This is a genomic window from Dyella sedimenti (genome assembly GCF_022760995.1).
Taxonomy (GTDB): domain Bacteria; phylum Pseudomonadota; class Gammaproteobacteria; order Xanthomonadales; family Rhodanobacteraceae; genus Dyella; species Dyella sedimenti.
Map to the genome: position 1 here is coordinate 226932 of NZ_JAKWJO010000004.1, position 19176 is coordinate 246107.

Annotated in this window: 16 protein-coding genes; 5 read left to right on the forward strand and 11 right to left on the reverse strand. The window is 68.2% G+C overall.

Going from position 1 to position 19176, the window contains the following annotated elements; translation table 11 throughout:
- Nucleotides 1-4 precede the first annotated feature (4 nt).
- From MJ605_RS11215 to MJ605_RS11240, 6 genes are all read right to left on the reverse strand, one after another.
- Nucleotides 5-574, reverse strand: a complete 570-nt coding sequence (locus MJ605_RS11215; protein ID WP_243041599.1) for an LPS-assembly lipoprotein LptE — start codon at nucleotides 572-574, stop codon at nucleotides 5-7.
- A gap of 5 nt (nucleotides 575-579) precedes the next feature.
- The gene (gene leuS / locus MJ605_RS11220) at nucleotides 580-3336 is read right to left on the reverse strand and encodes a leucine--tRNA ligase (RefSeq protein WP_243041600.1); all 2757 of its coding nucleotides are present in this window, start codon (nucleotides 3334-3336) and stop codon (nucleotides 580-582) included.
- Between the two features lie 180 nt (nucleotides 3337-3516).
- The gene (locus MJ605_RS11225; RefSeq protein WP_243041601.1) at nucleotides 3517-4125 is read right to left on the reverse strand and encodes a PqiC family protein; all 609 of its coding nucleotides are present in this window, start codon (nucleotides 4123-4125) and stop codon (nucleotides 3517-3519) included.
- Nucleotides 4122-5786 carry a PqiB family protein gene (locus MJ605_RS11230; protein WP_243041602.1) on the reverse strand — a complete coding sequence of 555 codons (1665 nt, stop codon included), beginning with the start codon at nucleotides 5784-5786 and terminating at the stop codon, nucleotides 4122-4124. The genes MJ605_RS11225 and MJ605_RS11230 overlap by 4 nt, the downstream gene beginning before the upstream one ends.
- Nucleotides 5779-6402 (reverse strand): paraquat-inducible protein A, encoded by a 624-nt coding sequence (locus MJ605_RS11235; RefSeq protein ID WP_243041603.1) that lies wholly within the window; start codon nucleotides 6400-6402, stop codon nucleotides 5779-5781. Before MJ605_RS11235 ends, MJ605_RS11230 begins: the two co-directional genes overlap by 8 nt.
- On the reverse strand, nucleotides 6399-7040 hold the full coding sequence (locus tag MJ605_RS11240) for a paraquat-inducible protein A (protein ID WP_243041604.1): 642 nt from the start codon (nucleotides 7038-7040) through the stop codon (nucleotides 6399-6401). Before MJ605_RS11240 ends, MJ605_RS11235 begins: the two co-directional genes overlap by 4 nt.
- Nucleotides 7041-7189: 149 nt before the next feature.
- Between MJ605_RS11240 and trxA the strand changes: the two genes are divergently transcribed.
- Entirely contained in the window at nucleotides 7190-8053 is an 864-nt protein-coding gene (trxA, locus tag MJ605_RS11245) for a thioredoxin (RefSeq protein WP_243041605.1), read from the forward strand.
- Nucleotides 8054-8433: 380 nt separating this feature from the next.
- Here the strand turns inward: trxA and MJ605_RS11250 are convergent, their stop codons facing one another.
- Nucleotides 8434-10365: an alpha/beta hydrolase family protein gene (locus tag MJ605_RS11250; RefSeq protein WP_243041606.1), complete on the reverse strand. Its 1932-nt coding sequence runs from the start codon at nucleotides 10363-10365 to the stop codon at nucleotides 8434-8436.
- Between the two features lie 232 nt (nucleotides 10366-10597).
- Here MJ605_RS11250 and MJ605_RS11255 point away from each other — a divergent pair, with 232 nt between their 5' ends.
- From MJ605_RS11255 to MJ605_RS11265, 3 genes are all read left to right on the forward strand, one after another.
- Nucleotides 10598-11050, forward strand: a complete 453-nt coding sequence (locus MJ605_RS11255) for a DUF4442 domain-containing protein (RefSeq protein ID WP_243041607.1) — start codon at nucleotides 10598-10600, stop codon at nucleotides 11048-11050.
- Nucleotides 11051-11125: 75 nt separating this feature from the next.
- Nucleotides 11126-11800 carry a DUF502 domain-containing protein gene (locus tag MJ605_RS11260; RefSeq protein ID WP_243041608.1) on the forward strand — a complete coding sequence of 225 codons (675 nt, stop codon included), beginning with the start codon at nucleotides 11126-11128 and terminating at the stop codon, nucleotides 11798-11800.
- A complete protein-coding gene (locus MJ605_RS11265; protein WP_243041609.1) occupies nucleotides 11797-13584 on the forward strand; it encodes a M14 family metallopeptidase in 1788 nt (595 codons plus the stop codon). Before MJ605_RS11260 ends, MJ605_RS11265 begins: the two co-directional genes overlap by 4 nt.
- Nucleotides 13585-13594: 10 nt before the next feature.
- On the opposite strand, the gene MJ605_RS11270 is transcribed toward MJ605_RS11265, so the two are convergent.
- The 4 genes from MJ605_RS11270 to MJ605_RS11285 all read right to left on the reverse strand — a co-directional run bounded on the left by MJ605_RS11270 (nucleotide 13595) and on the right by MJ605_RS11285 (nucleotide 18207).
- Nucleotides 13595-15196: a multicopper oxidase family protein gene (locus tag MJ605_RS11270; RefSeq protein ID WP_243041610.1), complete on the reverse strand. Its 1602-nt coding sequence runs from the start codon at nucleotides 15194-15196 to the stop codon at nucleotides 13595-13597.
- 98 nt (nucleotides 15197-15294) lie between these two features.
- Nucleotides 15295-16917 (reverse strand): phospholipase C, encoded by a 1623-nt coding sequence (locus tag MJ605_RS11275; protein ID WP_425601005.1) that lies wholly within the window; start codon nucleotides 16915-16917, stop codon nucleotides 15295-15297.
- Nucleotides 16918-17117: 200 nt separating this feature from the next.
- Complete coding sequence (locus MJ605_RS11280) at nucleotides 17118-17807, reverse strand: LrgB family protein (protein WP_243041612.1); 690 nt, start codon at nucleotides 17805-17807, stop codon at nucleotides 17118-17120.
- Complete coding sequence (locus tag MJ605_RS11285) at nucleotides 17797-18207, reverse strand: CidA/LrgA family protein (protein ID WP_243041613.1); 411 nt, start codon at nucleotides 18205-18207, stop codon at nucleotides 17797-17799. The genes MJ605_RS11280 and MJ605_RS11285 overlap by 11 nt, the downstream gene beginning before the upstream one ends.
- A gap of 77 nt (nucleotides 18208-18284) precedes the next feature.
- Between MJ605_RS11285 and MJ605_RS11290 the strand changes: the two genes are divergently transcribed.
- Nucleotides 18285-19169 carry a LysR family transcriptional regulator gene (locus tag MJ605_RS11290; protein WP_243041614.1) on the forward strand — a complete coding sequence of 295 codons (885 nt, stop codon included), beginning with the start codon at nucleotides 18285-18287 and terminating at the stop codon, nucleotides 19167-19169.
- The last annotated feature ends 7 nt before the right edge of the window (nucleotides 19170-19176 follow it).

Consider the following 19176-nt stretch of genomic DNA (forward strand, 5'->3'; position numbering starts at 1 on the left):
CGGCTCAGTGCGTGCTGGTGGCCGGTGCCGGCGCCGCCCCGGCTTCCTGCGCGGCGGCGGCGGCGGCCGTCTTGGCGGGATGTCGACCTGCGGCCTGCAGGCGGAACAGGATCGCCTGCACCACGTCGTCGTTGAGGCTGGCGTGGATGGCGTCCACCTGGGCCTGCGTGCCGATGGTGTTGGTGGCGTCGTAGCTGAATTCGCGCTGCATGTCGATGCGCTGGTTGGGCACCAGGGGTTGGCCGGTGCCGTCGTGCACCTCGAACTGCACGTGGTAGCGCACGGTGTACTCGGTCACTTCCGCCTGGCTGCTCACCGACAGCGTGTCGGTACTGAAGGCCGCGACCGGCACCTTCAGCTCGGCGATGCCGGTACCGGCATGCTCCTCCACGTTCACGCCGGAGGCTTCCAGCGTGCGCGCCAGGCGGCGTTCCAGGTCGATGTTGGAAGGCACGCTGATGTGCACGCGCTCCATGCCCGGCGGCAGGGCCACGTTCTGGCGCAGGTGGAAGCCGCATCCGGCCAGGATGAGCGTGGCCATCGACAGCAGCGAAGCTTTGAACATTCGGCTCATGGATCTCATCCCGCGACGATGTTGACGATCTTGCCAGGCACCACGATCACCTTGCGCACGCTCTGGCCTTCCAGGAAGGCCACCACGTTCGGCTGGGCCAGGGCGAGCGCCTCGGCCTCTTCCTTCGATGCATTCGCGGCGACCTCGATGGTAGCGCGCAGCTTGCCGTTGACCTGAACCGCCAGGGTAAGCGAATCGCGCACCAGCGCGGCGCTATCGACCTGCGGCCACGGCTGGTTTTCGAGCACCGACTCGGGATGGCCCAGCACCTGCCACAACGCGTGGCTGACGTGCGGCACCACCGGGTTGAGCAGCAGCACCATGGCTTCCAGCGCCTCGTGGCGCACGGCGCGTCCCTGATCGCTCATGTCGTTGAACTTGTTGAGCGCGTTGAGCAGCTCCATCAGCGCGGCGATGGCGGTGTTGAAGGAATGGCGGCGACCGAAATCATCACTGACCTTCTGGATGGTTTCGTGCAGCTGGCGGCGCAGCGTCTTCTGGCCGGCGTCCAGCCTGGACGGATCGACCACCGGATGGTCCGGCTGCGCGGCATGCGTGGTGACCTCGCGCCAGAAGCGGCGCAGGAAGCGCGCCATGCCTTCCACGCCGGCCTCGCTCCATTCCAGCGACTGTTCCGGCGGCGCGGCGAACATGGAAAACAGGCGCACCGTGTCGGCGCCGTACTTGTCCACCATCGCCTGCGGATCGATGCCGTTGTTCTTGGACTTGGACATCTTCTCGGTGCCGCCGATCTTCACTGGCTGGCCGTCCGATTTCGAGCGTGCACCGATCACACGTGCCTTATCGTCGCGCTCGATCTCGACGTCGGCCGGATTGATCCAGTCCTTCGAGCCGTCGGCGTTGTCGCGGTAGAACGTCTCGGCGATCACCATGCCCTGGCACAGCAGGTTGGTGGCCGGCTCGTCCGAGCGCACCAGGCCCGCGTCGCGCATCAGCTTGTGGTAGAAGCGGAAGTACAAGAGGTGCAGGATGGCGTGCTCAATGCCGCCGATGTACTGGTCCACCGGCAGCCAGTAGTTGGCGCGTCCGTCGACCTGGTCGTTGGCGCCGGGGCTGGTGTAGCGCGCGTAGTACCAGCTCGACTCCATGAAGGTGTCGAAGGTGTCGGTCTCGCGCTCGGCCGGGCCGCCGCACTGCGGGCAGGTGGTCTTGCGCCACGCGGGATCGGCCTTGATCGGTGACTGCACGCCGGAGAACGCCACGTCCTCGGGCAGCACCACCGGCAGTTGGTCTTCCGGCACCGGCACGGCGTCGCAGATGGGGCAATAGATCACCGGGATCGGGCAGCCCCAGTAGCGCTGGCGGCTCACGCCCCAGTCGCGCAGGCGCCAGTTCACGCGGCGCGCGCCCTTGCCTTCGCGCTCGAAGCGCGCGGCCATGGCCTCGAAGGCCTGGCTGTAGTCCATGCCGTCGAATTCGCCGGAGTTCACCAGGTAGCCACGCTCGGTGTAGGCGCTGTCCTGCTGGATGCTCTTTTCGAAGTCTGCGATCAGTTGCACCGCCGCCGAGGTTTCATAGGCATCGACGCGGCCGCCGCCCAGCGCGGCGCGCAGCGGATCGGCGCCCACGCCCTTGGCCAGGTCGTGCCCGATCTCGGCCACCGCGTCGAGCACGGCGCGGTCGACCACCACCATCTTGATCGGCAAGCTGTATTTCTGGGCGAACTCCCAGTCGCGCTGGTCATGGCCGGGCACGGCCATCACCGCGCCGGTACCGTAGCCCATCAGCACGAAGTTGGCCACGAATACCGGGATCTTCTCGCCAGTGAGCGGATGGATGGCTTCGATGCCGGTGTCCATGCCGCGCTTTTCCTGCGTCTCAAGCTCCGCTTCGGACACGCCGCCGTGCTTGAGTTCTTCCAGGAATGCCGCGAGCTTCGGGTTGTCCTGGGCGGCCTTCAGCGCCAGCGGATGCTCGCCGGCGATGGAGACGAAGGTGACGCCCATCAGCGTGTCGGGACGCGTGGTGAACACGGTCAGCGGCTCGGCCTCGCCCTCCACCGCAAAGTGGATTTCCAGGCCTTCGCTGCGGCCGATCCAGTTGCGCTGCATGGTCTTGACCGCGTCCGGCCAGCCCGGCAGCGTGTCCAGGCCGTCCAGCAGTTCCTGCGCGTAGTCGGTGATCTTGAGGAACCACTGCGGGATCTCGCGCTTCTCCACCAGCGCGCCGGAGCGCCAGCCACGGCCGTCGACCACCTGCTCGTTGGCCAGCACGGTCTGGTCGACCGGGTCCCAGTTCACCACCGCGTTCTTGCGGTAGGCCAGGCCCTTCTTCATCAACCGCGTGAACATCAGCTGTTCCCAGCGGTAGTACTCCGGGCGGCAAGTGGCGAACTCGCGCGTCCAGTCGTAGGCGAAGCCCATGCGCTGCAGCTGGCCGCGCATGTGCTCGATGTTGGCGTAGGTCCACTTGGCCGGCGCGGTGTTGTTCTTGATCGCGGCGTTCTCGGCCGGCAGGCCGAACGCGTCCCAGCCCATCGGCTGCAGCACGTTCCTGCCGTTCATGCGCTGGTAGCGGCTGATGACGTCGCCGATGGTGTAGTTGCGCACATGGCCCATGTGCAGCGCGCCGGACGGGTACGGCAGCATGGAGAGGCAGTAGAACTTGGGGCGCGAGGCGTCTTCCTTCACCTCATAGGCGCGCCGCTCGCGCCAATACGCCTGCGCGGCGGTCTCCACCGCCTGCGGCTGGTAGCCTTGTTCGCTGCCCTCGTGGGTACCCTGATCCTGAATGTCCTGCATGTGTCCGGCGCCGTGATGTTTTGCCCAGTCAGCACTGACTGACGGTGAACGCGGCAGACTAGCAGAATTGGCGCCAAGCCGCCCTACATAGCCGTTTCCTCGCGGTGGGAGCGCACCCTGTGCGCGACCGGCATGTCGCGATTCCCAGTCGCGCACAGGGTGCGCTCCCACTGCGGTATCTCAACTTGCGGGGCAATGGGCGGGCTGGCCGTTGGCCACGGCGCCGGCCACGGCGCCGACCTGCCCGGCCAGGCGGGCGATGGCCTGCTGGTGGCCCTGCACCAGGGCGTCGTAGCCCTCGCCCACCGTGACGCTGATGCGGCTGGTGCAGGCCAGCGGCTCCCCGCCCTTGAGCGGGCGCACGCTCCAGGCGGCATCGAGATAGGCGTAGCTGCCCGGCACCGAGTCGAAGCGTCGCACGTCGAGCTTGATGCGCACGGTGGAGGCGCCCTGGGCGGGCAGGCCGCTGACGTCCTGCGCGTGGAAATCGCGCCCGAGGTCGGCCGACAGCGCGCCGCGCAGTTCCTCGCCCAGCGGCGCGATCCAGCGCTCGCCCTGCAGCACGGCCACGCCCTGGGCGCCCTGGCGCACCACCAGCTGCGGCTGGTCCACCTGGGCCGGCACCGCGACCGGCAGCAGCTCGAACTGGAAGGGCGAGCCCCCCGGCGCCAGCGTGCCGCCTTCGCCGGCCGGCGGCACCAGGGTGTAGTAACGCGTCGGCGGCACCGAACCGCAGGCGGCCACGGCAAGCGCGGCCACGGCCAGGCCCAGGTATCCCATACGCATCATGGCTTGCTCCCTTGTCCTTGTGACGGCGTGGCCGGCGGCGGCGGCAACTTGTCGTCGGCACGGCGGCCGCGCAGCAGCGCATCCGGGTGGTCGCCCAGGTAGTCGGTGAGTACGCGCAGCGAGCGCGCGGCGCGCTGCAGTTCCTGCAGGGTGCCGCCGAGGTTCTGCTGCAACGGCGAATCCGGCGCGAAGGCATTGTTGGCGTTGCCCAGCGTCTGCTGCGCCCCCCTGAGGGTGTGCGTCATCTCCGGCAGCACGCCGGTATTGACCTGCTTGAGCGTGCGGTCCAGCTCGGCCAGCGAGGCGTCGAGGTTCTTGCCGATGCTGTCGAACGGCACCTTCTGCAGCTTGCCCACGATGTCCGCCACCTGCTGCTGGATCTTGTCGAAGTCGCCCGGCGCAGTGGGAATCTCCAGCGGCCTGGTGGCGCCGTCGAAGGCCACCTTGGGCGCCTTGGGCAGGAAGTCCAGCGCGATGTAGATCTGCCCGGTCAGCAGGTTGCCAGTGCGCGCCTGCGCGCGCAGGCCGTGCTCCACCAGGCGGCCCATCATTTGGGACATCTGCTCGTCGTCGCCATGCGCCTTGGCCAGCGCGACCAGCTTGTCGTGCGCCTTGCCCAGGCGAGCCGGGTACACCACCGCGCCGACCACGGTGGGGAAGGTCTGGGTCTTCTCGTCGAAATCGAGGTTCACCGACACCACCCGGCCGAACGTCACGCCCAGGAACTCCACCGGCGCATCCACCGCCAGCCCACGCAGGGACTGGTTGAAGCGCATGCGGATGTACTTCGGCTCGCCGTCCGGCGGCGCCATGGCGGTGGTGCGGTCGTTGAACAGCGTGTAGACGGCGCCCTCCTCCGCGGCCGTGCTGTCGTGCGGGCCAGGCGGGTCCTGGAAGGCGACGCCGCCGGCCAGCACGGTGGCCAGCGACTGCGTGTTGACCTTCAGGCCGTCCGCGCCCAGCGACACGTCGATGCCGCTGGCGTTCCAGAAGCGCGAGGACTTGGTGACGAACTGGTCGTTGGGCGCATCGACGAAGATCTGCAGGGTGACACCCTTGCCGTCCGGGTTCAGGCGATAGGACGACACGCGCCCGACCTGGATGCGGCGGAAATAGACCGGCGAGCCGATGTCGAGCGAGCCGAGGTCGTCGGCATGCAGGTCGAAGGCCTTGCCCGGCGAGCCATGGGTGACCGTGGGCGGCGTTTCCAGTCCGGTGAAATCGGTCTTGGGCTCCTGCGACTGGCCCACGTCCGCCCCGATGAAGGAGCCGGACAGCAGCGTATCGATGCCCGACACCCCGCCCAGGCCGATGCGCGGGCGCACCACCCAGAAGCGCGAGTCGGCGGTGGCGAAGCTCTGCGCGCTCTTCTCCAGCGCCACCTTGGCGACGACGTGCGTGCGGTCCTCGCTGAGGCGCACGGCGGTCACCTTGCCGATCACCACGCTCTTGTACTTCACCGGGGTCTTGCCGGGCTCCAGCCCCTCGGCGCTCTGGAAGCCGATGGTGATGGTGGGGCCGGCCTGGACCCAGGCGTGGATCACCAGCGAGAGGCCCACCAGCGCGGCGATGATCGGCACCAGCCACACCAGCGAGGCGCTGATGCGCGGCCGCTGCACCACGGGTTCGGGCAGGTCGTCGTCAAGCGGCTTGTCAGTCATCGAAGTCCCTGCCATCCCAGATCAGTCGCGGATCGAACGTCATCGAGGCGAACATGGTAATGATCACCGTGAGACCGAAGAACACCACGCCAGGCAACGGCTCCACCTGGCTGAAAAAACCGAATTGCACCAGTGCCGTCAGCAGCGCCACCACGAACACGTCCAGCATCGACCAGTAGCCGATGAACTCGACCAGCCGGTACAGCTTGCCACGCTGGCGCTGGGCCCAGGCGCTGCCGCGCTGCGAGCTGATCAGCAGCAGCCCCAGCGCGAAGAACTTCAGCACGGGCACCACGATGCTGGCCGTGAACACGATGATGGCCAGGTCCGGCGACCCCTTGACCCACAGCTCGATCACGCCGCTGAGGATGGTGTTGTCGTCCACGTCGCCCACGCTCACCGTGCGCATGATCGGCAGCACGTTGGCGGGAATATAGAAGAAGAACGCCGCGATCAGCAGTGCCCAGGTCCGGCTGTAGCTGGCCGACTTGCGCCGGTGCAGCGGCGAGCCGCAGCGCGGGCAGGCCGCGTCCGGCACATCGCTGTCGCGGCATACCAGCTGGCACACGTGGCAGCCGATCAGCCCCAGTTCGCCCGCGCGCGGCAGGCGGCTCATGTGCGCCGCTCCCGGGTGATGTCCCACAGGTGGCGCACGTCGATGCTGGCGAAGGCGGTGATGAGCAGCATCAGCACGCCGTAGGCGAACACGCCCGCGTTGGGGATCACGTCGAAATACATGTGCGCCTTGACGATGGCCACCAGGGAGCCGAGCACGAACACCTCGCTCATGGTCCACGGCCCGATGCGGTACAGGGTCACCATGACCAGCCGGAAGCCCGGCGCGCGCGCGCCCTTGCGGGCGTACAGCAGCACCCAGCCCAGCAGCAGCATCTTGCCGATGGGAAAGAAGAACAGCGTGCATGCGGCGATCACCGCCACCACCTGCGAATGCTCGCGCCACATCATCGTGATGCAGCCCCACAGGGTGGTGCTGATGTTCTGGCCGTTGAGGCCCAGCGTTACGATGGGCCAGACATTGGCCTGCACGAAGACGATCATCGCCGTCACCACCAGCGCCAGCATGCCGCGCACGCCCATCCCGTGGTGCCGCGCCAGGATGGCGTCGCAGCGCGCGCAGCGCGCCACCTCGCCGCACGCCAGCACGCGGCGGCGGTACACCGTATCGCAGTGCTCGCAGATCCACAGCGTGGGCGGGGCGATTTCAGGTTGGGCGCCTTGCGCTGGCATGGTCATCCGGGGATTTTCGCAAATATCGCCGGCCAGCGCCGGCAGGCCGCGAAGTCTCCCGTTCGGGGCGCGTTCGGGCAAGGGCCCGGGCCCGCGCGGCCTTGATATCCTGCATGCCGCCCAGATGTGGGTGCCATTGCCAACGGGAGTCCCCAGTGAGTGCCACGACCGCCGATACGCATGTTTTCGACGTGCGCGAGGACAATTTCGAAGCCGAGGTGCTGCAAGCCTCGCTGACCACGCCGATCCTGGTGGATTTCTGGGCCACCTGGTGCGGTCCCTGCAAGACCCTGGGCCCCATGCTTGAAAAGCTCGCCGCCGAGTTCAACGGCGCCTTCCGGCTGGCCAAGGTCGACGTGGACCAGTCCCAGCAACTGGCGGCGATGTTCGGCATCCGCAGCATCCCCACGGTGATGCTGGTGAAGGACGGCCAGATCGCCGACGGCTTCGCCGGCGCGCTGCCGGAAGGCCAGCTGCGGGAATTCCTGCTGCGCCACGTGCAGCCGCTGGACGGCGATGCCGCGCCCCCCGCCGAGGCGGCGCCCGAATCCCCCGAGGAAGCGATCAACCGCCTGCAGCAAGCCATCGCCGCCGAACCGGAGCGGACCGAGCTGAAGCTCGATCTCGCCCTGGCGCTGATGCGCGCCGGCCAGGCCGACGCCGCCGAGGCGGAGCTCGCTTCGCTGCCGGCCAACCTGGCCACCGACGCCAAGGCGGTGCGCCTGCGCAACCAACTGGAACTGGCCCGCGCGCTGAAGGGCGCACCGTCCCTGCCGGAACTGCAGCAGCGCGTGCAGGCCGACGCCACCGACTGGGCGGCCCGCGATCTGCTGGGCGTGCGCCTGCTGCTGGAGGACGATGCCGCGGCAGGCCTGGAGCAATTCCTGGTCATCCTGGAAAAGGCCCGCGACTGGAACGACGGCCAGGCCAAGAAGCGGCTGCTGGCCGCGTTCGCCACCCTGGACGATGCCGAACTGGTGGGCCGCTATCGGCGGCGGATGGCTTCGCTGTTGTTCTAAGAGCCTGTTCAAAATCTCGGTGTCATCCAAGCTCCCCCCCTCCCATCCTCCCCCTGCGTGCAGGGGGAGGAGCCAAAACGTGTGCGCTCTGGCCCCCTCCCCTGCATGCAGGGGAGGGCTGGGGAGGGGTGCTCGGTGTGCCCTCCTACCCCCCCGCGACCGTAGGGAGTCCCTTTTCGGGACACGCTGCCTGCCCCTGTGGGAGCGCACCCTGTGCGCGACGCCTTTCGCCTCATGGCTGGTCGTCCCGGCGCATCCCGCAAAAGGAGGCAAGGGCCAGGATGACGGACATGGAGACCGAGGCAAAAGGCGGTCGCGCACAGGGTGCGCTCCTACAGAGGGGACCGATTAGCGTCGGCAGGGAGGGGAGTCTGTAGAAATCATGGCGCCCCGGCCGCCGCCCCACCGCCGATCTGTCCATCGAGGAAGCGGGTTACCCGCTCGAACAACTCGGCGGCGTTCCTCTCGTCATAGAAGCCGTGGCCCTCGTCGGGCTTGTACAGCCATTCGTGCGCCACGCCGCGCTTGAGCAGGGCGGCGTGCAGGCTCTCGCCCTGCACCGGCGGCACGCGCTGGTCCTGGCCACCCACCACCAGCATCACGTTGGCCTTGAGCCGGTCCAGTTGGTTGATCGGCGAATGCGCGGCCAGTTCCGCCGGATCGGTGCCCAGCGTGCTGCGCAGGTAGGCCTTGCCCGCGACGCGGTCGGAAATGTCGCCGTCCGTATACATCTTGGCCAGGTCGTACACGCCCACGTAGCCGATGGCGCAGCGGTACAGGTCCGGCTCCTTCACCACGCCCTCCAACGCCGCATAGCCGCCGTAGCTGCCGCCGAAGATGCAGATGCGGCCGGGATCGGCGATGCCCTGCTGGATCGCCCAGCGGGTGGCGTCGGTGACGTCGTCCTGCATGGTGCCGCCCCACTGGCGGTAGCCGGCGGCCTCGAACGCGTGGCCATAGCCGCCCGAGCCGCGGTAGTTCACCTGCAGCACCGCGTAGCCATGGGTGGCCAGCATCTGCACGTAAGGGTCGTAGCCCCAATCGTCGCGGATGCCGAAGGGGCCGCCGTGGATGAACATCACCAGCGGCTGGTGCTTGGCCTGTTCCTTGCCGGGCGGCGTGCTGAGGTAGCCGTGCAGGGTCAGGCCATCGCGTGCCTTGAACTCGACCGGCTGCTTGGCCGCCATCAGGTCCGGCTTGATCCAGCCGGCGCGCTGCAGCAGCGGCTGCGCCTTGCCGGTGGCCACGTCCAGCAGGTAGAAGGTGCCCGGGTCCATGTCCGAGGACGCCAGCGCCACCGCCTTGCCGCCATCGGCCGTGCTGGAGACGATCTGCACGCTCTCGCCCGGCAGCGCGCGGGAAAGCAGGCCGATCGCCTTGATGGTATCCGCGCCGGGCACGATGGCCTCGGCGGTCGGCGTGCCCGGCATCGAGTACACGCCCACCACGTCGCGCTGGTCCAGGCTGCCTATCAGCCCGCTCAGGCTGGCCACGTCGCTGCTCCATACCGGCGCCTGCATCGTGCGGGTCGCCACCTCCCACGGGCATAGCGCCCCGACCTTGCCCGGCGCGCTGCAGGACATGTAGACATGGCCGTCGTCGCCGCTGAAGGCCAATGGGAAGGGGATGCTCTTTTCCGCGCTGCCCTGGAACAGCAGCGACCACGGCTTGCCATCGCTCTCGCGGTAATACACCTGCGGATAACTGTGGCTGTCCCTGCCGAAGGCAAAGCGCACCACGCCGTGGTGGTCGACCAGGAACTGGGCATTGAGCAGCGGCGCGGTCACCACCGGATGCTTGTTGCCGTCACGCACGTCTATCATGAATACCTGGGTATAGGCCCCATCCGGACCGCTGTCCCAAGGATTGACGCCGATCAGCACATGGTTGTCGTCGCCCCGCAAGAGGCTGATCAGCTCGCCGTTGGCGCGCTCGGGCTCGCGATGCTGAACGCGCGTATCGCCATAGGAACTGCCGGCCCGGTAGCCGAACAGCAGTTCGGCGCCGGAGCCGTCGGCATTCACCCCGAAGATCTCGCCGGTGGCGAACGGCTTGTCGAAACCGGACACCTTGGTGCCCTCGGTATAGAGCACGCGATGGTCGTTGACCCACCAGAAATCGACGACCTGGTTGCCCTCGCGCGGCCTGATCATCACGCCCTTGGGCTTCTTGCCCTCTCCAAGCGAGGCCAGGTCGAGCAGCGCCAGCATCGGCTTGTCGCCCACCACCGTGGTAGCGGCGAGATAGCGCCCATCGCCGGAAATCTTCACCTTGTCGTACTGCACATGGCGGGCCAGGTCAGTGAAGCCCACCGTACCCGCCCATCCCTGAAATGCCACAACGCACAACGCGCACCCGAGCACGCGCCTGAACCACCTTTCCATGGATTCCCCCTTTGTGCGCGGCGCCCCTCGCGCCGTCGCTGGCGACGCAGTATAGGCATGCGTCCCCACGCGCAGGAACGGGTCCGCACAGGCCCCGGAAACGACCATACGAACCAGTATGCCTGGGTTATGCTTGGCGCCTCTCCATGCCGGACCCCCCATGCGCGCCTCGACCTTCCGCCGCCTGATGAACCTGTGGCCGCCCTTCCTGTGCAACAGCATTCGCGTACAGCACGTGGCCGAGGACTGGTCGGAGGTGCGGGTGGTGCTGCGCCTGCGGCCATGGAACCGCAACTACGTGCGCACCCAGTTCGGCGGCAACCTGTTCGCCATGACCGATCCGTTCTGGATGCTGCTGGCCATGCACCAGTTGGGCAGTGATTACTACGTGTGGGACAAGGCTGGCACGATCGACTTCGTCGCGCCCGGCCGTGAGGACGTCTACGCCCATTTCCGGCTGGATGGGGCCACCGTCGACGAACTGCGCGCCGCCGCCGCGAGCGGCGACAAGGTACTGCGCTGGTTCGAGGTGCCCGTGACGACGCGTAGCGGCGAAGTCGTCGCCATGGTACGCAAGCAGTTGTACGTGCGGCTCAAGCCCAAGGCGCGCTGAGCCACCGTGCCGTCCGGACCATGCCTGGCATGGCGGCTACCCTACAATGCCGCTCTCCCCATCCCAGGTCTCCCCATGCCGCGCCTGCGCCTGAAGCGTTATCTCCTTACCGGCCTGCTCACGGTCATCCCGCTGTGGGTGACCTGGGTGGTGTTCAAGTTCGTGCTCGGCATGCTGGCCGGCATCGGCGCGCCGCTGGTGTCGGCCCTGCTCGCCTCGCTGTCCACCACCTCGCCCCAGGCCGAGGCCGCGCGCAACAGCGCGGTGATCCTGTTCATGCTGGCCTTGCTGCTGACCCTGGTCGCGCTGTACGCCATCGGCTGGCTGGCCAACCGCATGATCGGCCAACGGCTGATCGACGGCTTCGACGCCGTGCTGGCGCGCATCCCGCTGGTGCAGACCATCTACGGCGGCACCAAGAAGCTGATGGCGGTGCTGCAGCAAAAGCCCTCGGGCGTGCAGCGCGTGGTACTGATCGACTTCCCCCGCCGCGGCATGAAGGTGGTGGGCTTCGTCACCCGCGTGATGACCGAGGAAGGCACCGGCCGCGAGATGGCGGCCGTCTATATCCCCACCACACCGAACCCGACCGGCGGCTACCTTGAGGTGGTGCCGGTGGACGAGCTGACGCCGACCGACTGGACCATGGACCAGGCCATGGCCTTCATCATCTCCGGCGGCGCCGTCGCCCCGGATACCCTGCCCGCCTCGCCGGCCGCCCCGCGCGACCACACCCAGGACAACGCATGAAACCGACGCCGCTGTTCGCCGCCACACTGCTGGGATTGGCCGCGATGAACACGCGGGCCGCCGACTGGACCACGCCCGCCGAGGCCTCGCACTTCCGCACCACGCCGAGCTACGCCGATACGCTGTCGTACCTTGAGCGCCTGGCCCGTGCCGCGCCCGGCAAGCTGAAGCTGGACACCTACGGCACCTCGCCCCAGGGCCGCCCGATGGTCGTGGTGATCGCCAGTGGCGACGGCACCTTCGATCCGGCCGCCGTCCACGCGCAAGGCAAGCCGGTGGTGCTGGTGCAGGCGGGCATCCACCCGGGCGAGATCGAGGGCAAGGACGCCGGCCTGATGCTGCTGCGCGACTTTGCCGTCACCGGCAAGCTGCCGCACCTGCTGGACAAGGTGGTGCTGGTCTACATCCCGGTGTTCAGCGTGGATGGCCACGAGAACAGCTCGCCCTACCACCGCATCAACCAGGACGGGCCGGAAAGCATGGGCTTCCGCGGCCAGGCGCAGTACCTCAACCTCAACCGCGACTACGTCAAGGCCGACGCGCCGGAGATGCGCAGCTGGCTGAAGCTGTGGCAGCGCTGGCAGCCCGACCTGTTCATGGACATCCACACCACCGACGGCGCGGACTACCAGTACGACCTGACCTGGTACCTGGAAGACCCGCACAAGCTCGATCCCGCCGTCAGCGCCTGGCAGCAGGACCTGTTCGTGCACAAGGTGATGCCGGCCTACGAGAAGCGCGGCCACCTGTCCTCGATCTACCTGGAGATGAAGGATGGCCGCGACCCGCGCAAGGGCATCGAGAACTTCGGCTCCGGCCCGCGCTTCTCCACCGGCTACGTGGCCCTGCGGAACCGCCCGGCCCTGCTGGTGGAAACCCATATGCTCAAGCCCTACGAGGTGCGCGTGCGCGGCACCTACGACCTGGTCGAGCTGACCCTGGAGCAGGTGGCGAAGGACACCGGCGCCCTGCTGGCGGCCAATCGCCAGGCCGACGCCGACGTGATCGCCCGCGCCGGCGATGCGCAGGCGCGCGTGCCGCTCACCTTCAAGCCCGATCCCACGTCCACGCCGTTCGAGTTCAAGGGCTATCGCTTCAGCATCACCCATAGCGACATCTCCAACAGCGACTGGATCCAGTACGACCCCAGCCACAGGCAGAGCTACACCATTCCCAACTGGAACGGCCTGCTGCCCGACGTATCGATCACGCCCCCGGCCGCCTACGCCATCCCGGCGCCATGGACGGCGATCATCGACCGGCTCGACGCGCACGGCATCGCCTACCGGCGCCTGTCCCGGCCCATGAAGGTGAAGGCCGCGGCCTACCAGTTGGACCAGCCGCAGTGGGCCTCCAAACCGTTCGAGGGCCACCTGATGCTGCGCGATGTCCAGCTCACCGACACCACGCGCGAGGTGGAGCTGCCGGCCGGCTCGGCGATCGTGCCGATGGACCAGCGCGGCGCCAACGTGGCGATCCAGTTGCTCGAACCGCAGGCGCCGGACTCGCTGCTGCGCTGGGGCTATCTCAATGCCATCTTCGAGCCGAAGGAATACGGCGAGCCGCGCGTGCTGGAAAAGCTGGCGCGCGACATGCTGGCCAAGGACCCGTCGCTCAAGGCCGAGTTCGAGCGGAAGCTGCGCGACGACGCGGCCTTCGCCGCCAGTCCCGAGGCGCGCCTGTCCTTCTTCTTCGAGCGTTCGCCGTGGTACGCCACGCAGGACGTGGGCGCATATCCGGTGCTGAAGCTGGATGCGGCGACCTTGAAACAGACCCAGGAATAACGCTCCCGCGTCACGCCACCACTTCGAACGGTCGCATCATCTCGTTGGAGGCGTGCTCCAGCAGGTGACAGTGCCATACGTAGCGGCCGGCATAGCCTTCGAAGGTGATGATGTAGCGCGTCACCATGCCGGGATAGACCTGCGCCGTGTCCTTCCAGCCCGCCTCGTGCGGCGGCGGCGGTTGCGCCGGGCCGGTGTAGCGCAGCGTCCGGGAGGCCAGGTATTCATCCACGTCGAACGGGCGGCGGTCCAGGATCTGGAAGCGCACCAGATGCAGGTGGATCGGGTGGGTGTCCTCGGTGAGGTTCACCAGGCTCCAGATCTCGGTATCGCCCAGGCGCGGCTTCTCGCTCACCGGCTCGTGCCAGTGCTTGCCGTCCAGCAGCATCAGCATCGGCGCGGCCACGCAGTCGGCGTACTCGTCGATGGTCAGCACGCGCGCATGGGTGGCCTTCGACTCCGGCACGCGCACCACCTCGCGCAAGACGGCCGGCACCCGGCTAGCATCGCTCTCCTGGCCAGCGGCCACGTTGAAGCGCATCAGCGACACCGCATCGTTCATCAGCTCGATGCCACCGCCGCCGAGCCCGGCGAAATCGATCACCAGGTCGGCGCGCTCGCCCGGCGCGAGGAACAGGCTGGTCTGCGACACCGGCGCCGCCAGCAAGCCCTGGTCGCTGCCGATCTGCAGGAACGGCCGCTGGCCACGCAGGCTCAGCCGGAAGAAGCGTCCGTTCGCGGCATTGAGCACACGGAAACGATAGCGGCGCGCGCGCACGTCGAGCCTGGGCAGCAGCGCGCCGTTCACCAGCATCGCATTGCCGAACACTTCCGGTACCCACGGCGCGTCGCTGACGCCCGACACCGGGTAGTACAACTGGCCATCCTCGGTCAGCAGACGGTCGCTCAGCACCAGCGGCAGTTCGTGCTCGCCGCTGGGCAGCCCCAGCGAAAGCTCGTGCTCGTCGCGCAGCAGGTACATGCCGAACAGGCCCGCGTAGAGGTTGAGCCGCTCGATGCCCATGGTGTGGTCGTGGTACCACAGCGTGGCGGCATCCTGCCGGTTGGGATAGGTCTGCCGCCGCGACTGGCCGGGCACGAACCAGTCGGTGGGATAGCCGTCGTCCGTCGCCGGCACGCGCGCGCCATGCACGTGCACCACCGCGCGTACTTCCGGCTGGTCCGGCTCGGCGCCGCACACGTGATGGTCGATCGGCAGGAAGTGCTTGAGTGGCAACTGGTTGCTCCATTTCACCGCCAGCGCCTCACCGCTGCGCGCCTCGATGGTCGGTCCCGGCAGGCTGCCGCCATAGGTCCACAGCCGTGTCGGCGGCAGGTCGCGGTGCAGGCGCTGTTCGCTCTCGCGCATCACCAGTTGCAATGGACGTGAGGACGCACGCAGCACCTCGGGCACCGGCAATGGATCGACGAAGGGCGCGAGCCGGTTCGGATCGAGCAGGCGCGGCACCTGGGTCTGGTCGGCGACCGGATGCCGGCACAGCGCTCCACCGTGCTTGGCCGGCATGGCCATGGGCATGCTCCATGCCCTCAGGCTGGCCGCGCCGGCCAGCCATCCCAGGCCCTCGAGGAAACGACGACGCGAAGGATGCAAGGTGGCAATCTCCATGCATGGACAAGCGAAACGCCCCGGCACGATGGCCAGGGACGCCCCGGCACGATGGCCAGGGCGCGATCATCGCTACTGCCGGATCAGCCGCGCGGCGAATGCGGCAGGCTGGCCCACGGCCACGACGGCGGCTGCTTCACCGGCTGGCCGGTCTGCTCGTCGAGCAGCAGCTTGCGCTGGTCGGGGAGCGGCTGGAAGAAATCGAACATGTACTCCAGCGATCCCGACACCGCATCGAACGAACCGCCGCCGAGGCGCTGGCCACGCAGCCAGTTGTCCTCGATGAAGCGGGTGATCGAGGACTGGTCGGTCTGCGTGTGGTCCACGTAGTTGCTGCGCGCCCACGGCGAGATCACCAGCAGCGGCAGGCGCGGACCGAAGCCGCAGCGGCCCTGCACCGGCTTGCCCTTGCTGTTGACGCCCGGCAGCGTGCCATGCGCCTTGCACTCGCCGGCGCCGTCCAGGGCGTCGGAACTGGTGCTGGATGCGTTCTCGCGCGGCGCGGCCTGGTGATCGTACCAACCATCGGAGTCGTCATAGGCGATCACCACGGCGGTGTCGCGCCAGTCCGGCTGCTGCTGCAGGAAGTTGATCACATGGACGACGAAAGCCTGCTCGTCCAGCGGATCGGAGTAGCCGGCATGGCCGTCCTGGTAGCCCGGCGCCTTGAGGAAACTCACCGCTGGGAAATTGCCGGCGCTCACCGCCGCGTAGAAGTCGTCGATGTCGTACTGGTGGTTGGCCGCGTCGCCCTGGTGGCCGATCTTCGCCACCGAGGTGGGACGCGCATGGGTCGGGTTGGCGGTGGACGGGTAGTACTGGAACGGCTGGTGATGCGGGATGTAGTCGCTCTCCGTGACCTGGGTCACCGCGGACAGCGTGCTGCGCTTGCAGCCGGTGGTGCCGTTCGCGTTGGTCTGGGTGAGGTCGAAGCCACCCTCGAAGAAGCCCCAGGTGACGCCGGCCTCGTTGAGCAGGTCACCGACGTTGCGGCCGCCGAACTGCACCTGGTTGCCGGTGGGCGAGGAACAGACATCGCCGATCGGGTCGGCGTCGCCGATCAGGGTCAGTCCGCCCTGCCCGTCGTCCACCTCGTTGCCGGTGCCGTTGAGCGTCTGCGTCACGCCATTGGTCTGGCCGGAGACGAGGTTGATCGCGCCCGGCGTGGACGGGCCGAAGGTGGTGCCATAGCTGTTGTCGTTCAGCGCGAACCACTGCGCGTAGTTCCACAACGCGGTCACCGTGTTGCCGTCGTAGTAACCCATTACCTGGCCGTTGCCCTCCTCGTCGGCCGGTGCGCCCGGCAGCGTTTCGCCGGCGCCGGTGAACTCGGGGAACAGGTCCATCCTGCCGCCGTCGAACGCCTTCTGCTCGGGTCCGTAGGAATGGTCCTGGTCGGCGGTGGCTGCCTGTGTGCGGTCGAGGCGGAAGGGGTTGATCGCGCCGCTGCCGTTGGCGCTGTTGGCCTGGTTGGGATTGTGCGTGAGCAGCGCGCGGCTCAGGCCATTGACCTTGGGCGTGAAGGGCCGCGCATAGAACGCCGGCTCGCCGTGGGGATTGGCCGCATCCGGATAGGTGCCGAAGTAATGGTCGAAGGAGACGTTCTCCTGGAAGATCACGACCAGATGCTTGATCGGCGTGGCCGTCCGGACGTCTTTCCCAGGAGGCCAGCCAACGTTGTTCGCCGTCTCGGCGTGAACAGGGATTTGCGCAAGCGAAACTGCGGAAAGGCTCAAGACGCACGCGGCAATGCAAGCAGCGAGATGGTGTCGCATGGAAGGCTCCCTACGGTCGCGGGTGGTGCGCTCCCCCTCAAGCGCTGGAGGCCCGGACGATAGGCGTCCAAGGTGACAGCCGAATAACAACTACAGGACGCATTTTCCTGCGATTTCCCATGCTTTCAGGTTCAGCGCAGCAGGTGCGACAGGCAGGGCGCGAGCAGTACGTTGAGCAGTCCCGCCAGCACCATCGCCAGGCTCGCCACGCTGCCCTCCTCGGTGCCGACGTCATAGGCCCTTGCGGTGCCCGCGCCATGCGCGCCGACGCCGAACAGGGCGCCGCGCGCCAGCGCCGAACGCAACGGCAGGTGGCGCAGCAGCAACTCGCCCAGCGCGATGCCGGCCACGCCGGTAATCACCACGAACAGGGCGGTCAACTCCGGCACGCCGCCGATGTCCGACGACACCAGCATCGCCAGCGGCGTGGTGATCGAGCGCGCCAGCAGGCTGCGCCGGACGCTGTCGTCCAGCCCGCACCATGTGGCCAGTTCCCAGGCGCTGGCGATGGCCATCGCGCTGCCGCCGAGCACGCCCGCCAGCAGGGCGGGCCAGTGCGCTCGGATCAGCTGGCGGTAGCGGAAGATCGGCAGCGCGAACGCCGCCGTCGCCGGCCCCAGCATCAGCACCAGCCAGTGCGTGTCGCGGATATAGGCGGGATAGTCCATGCCCAGCAGCAGGCCCAGCGCGGCCAACAGCAGCGGCACGGTCAGCAACGGCGAGGTCCACCAGCGCGGCAGGCGGCGATAGAGCGGCTTGAGCACGTAATAGCCGGCCAGCGTGATGACCAGCCACAGCAGCGACAGCAGTTCATCCCGCACGGCGCTGCCTCCAGCGGAACACCAGGTCCACCAGCAGCGCGGTGGTGCCCATCACCAACACGGTGCCGACCAGGATCACCGCCAGGATGCGCACGCCTTCCGCGCGCAGCAGCGGCAGGTGTTGCCACACCGCCATCACGGCGGGAATGAAGAACAGCAGCATCTCGGCCAGCAGCCAGTCCGCGCCACGGCGCAGGCTGGCGGCCGGCACCGCGCCAGCCAATAGCAGCACCAGCAACAGGGCCATCGCCAGCACGCTGCCGGGCAGCGGCAGATGCAGGCGCCGGCTGGTCAGGTCGCAGGCGAACCAGAACAGGACGATCAGCGCCACCTGCGCCCAGCGCGCCACCCGGGGACGCCGCCAGCCCAGCCAGCGCATACGGACATGGAGGGAATTCATGCGCGCAGGCTAGCGTCGCCGGGTCTATGATGGAAATGAATTGTTTCCATGCTTTCCATGCCAAAGAGGAATAGACCATGGACCTGCGCGGCCTGCGCTACCTGGTGGAAGTGGTGCGTCACGGCGGCTTCGCCCGCGCAGCGGAATACGCACACGCCACGCAGCCCACCTTGAGCAAGGCGATCGCCCAGTTGGAGGACGAGCTGGGCGACCGCCTGCTGGAACGCGGACGCGGCGGCGTGCGCCTGACCGCTGCCGGCGAGGTGGTGCATCGCCATGCCTTGGCCATGCTGGCCGAGTCGTCCCGCCTGCGCGAGGAACTGGACGCCCTGCGCGGCCTGCGCCGCGGCGAGCTGCGGCTGGGCCTGCCGCCGCTGGGCAGCAACGTGTTGTTCGCCCCGCTGCTGGCGCGTTTCCGCCATCAGCACCCGCAGATCGAGATCCGGCTGCTGGAACACGGCAGCCGTCGCCTCGAACAGGCGGTATTGGCCGGCGAGCTGGAGATCACCGCCACCCTGCTGCCGGTCGGCGAGGGCCTGGCGCACCAGCCGGTGCGCGACGAGCCGATGCTCGCCCTGCTGCCCCAGGCGCACCCGCGCGCCGCGGCGAAGCGTTTCCGGCTGGAATGGCTCGGCGACACGCCGCTGGTCCTGTTCGAGGAAGGCTTCGCGCTGAACCGCCTGATCCGCGAGGCCTGCGCGCGCCATGGCGTGGCACCGCGGGAAGCCGTGCGCAGCGCCCAGGTCGACTTCATCCTGGCCCTGGTGGCCGCCGGCGGCGGCGTGGCCCTGCTGCCGCGCCTGGTGGTGGAGGACCGCTCGCTCAGCGGCCTGGTCGCCCTGCCGCTGGCCTCCAACGACCTGCGCTGGAAGATGGTGCTGGCCTGGCGCCAGGGCACCGCGCTGTCGCCGGCCGCGCGGGCCTGGCTGGCCCTGGTTGCGGGGCGGCCCCCTGACCTTTGACACTGTC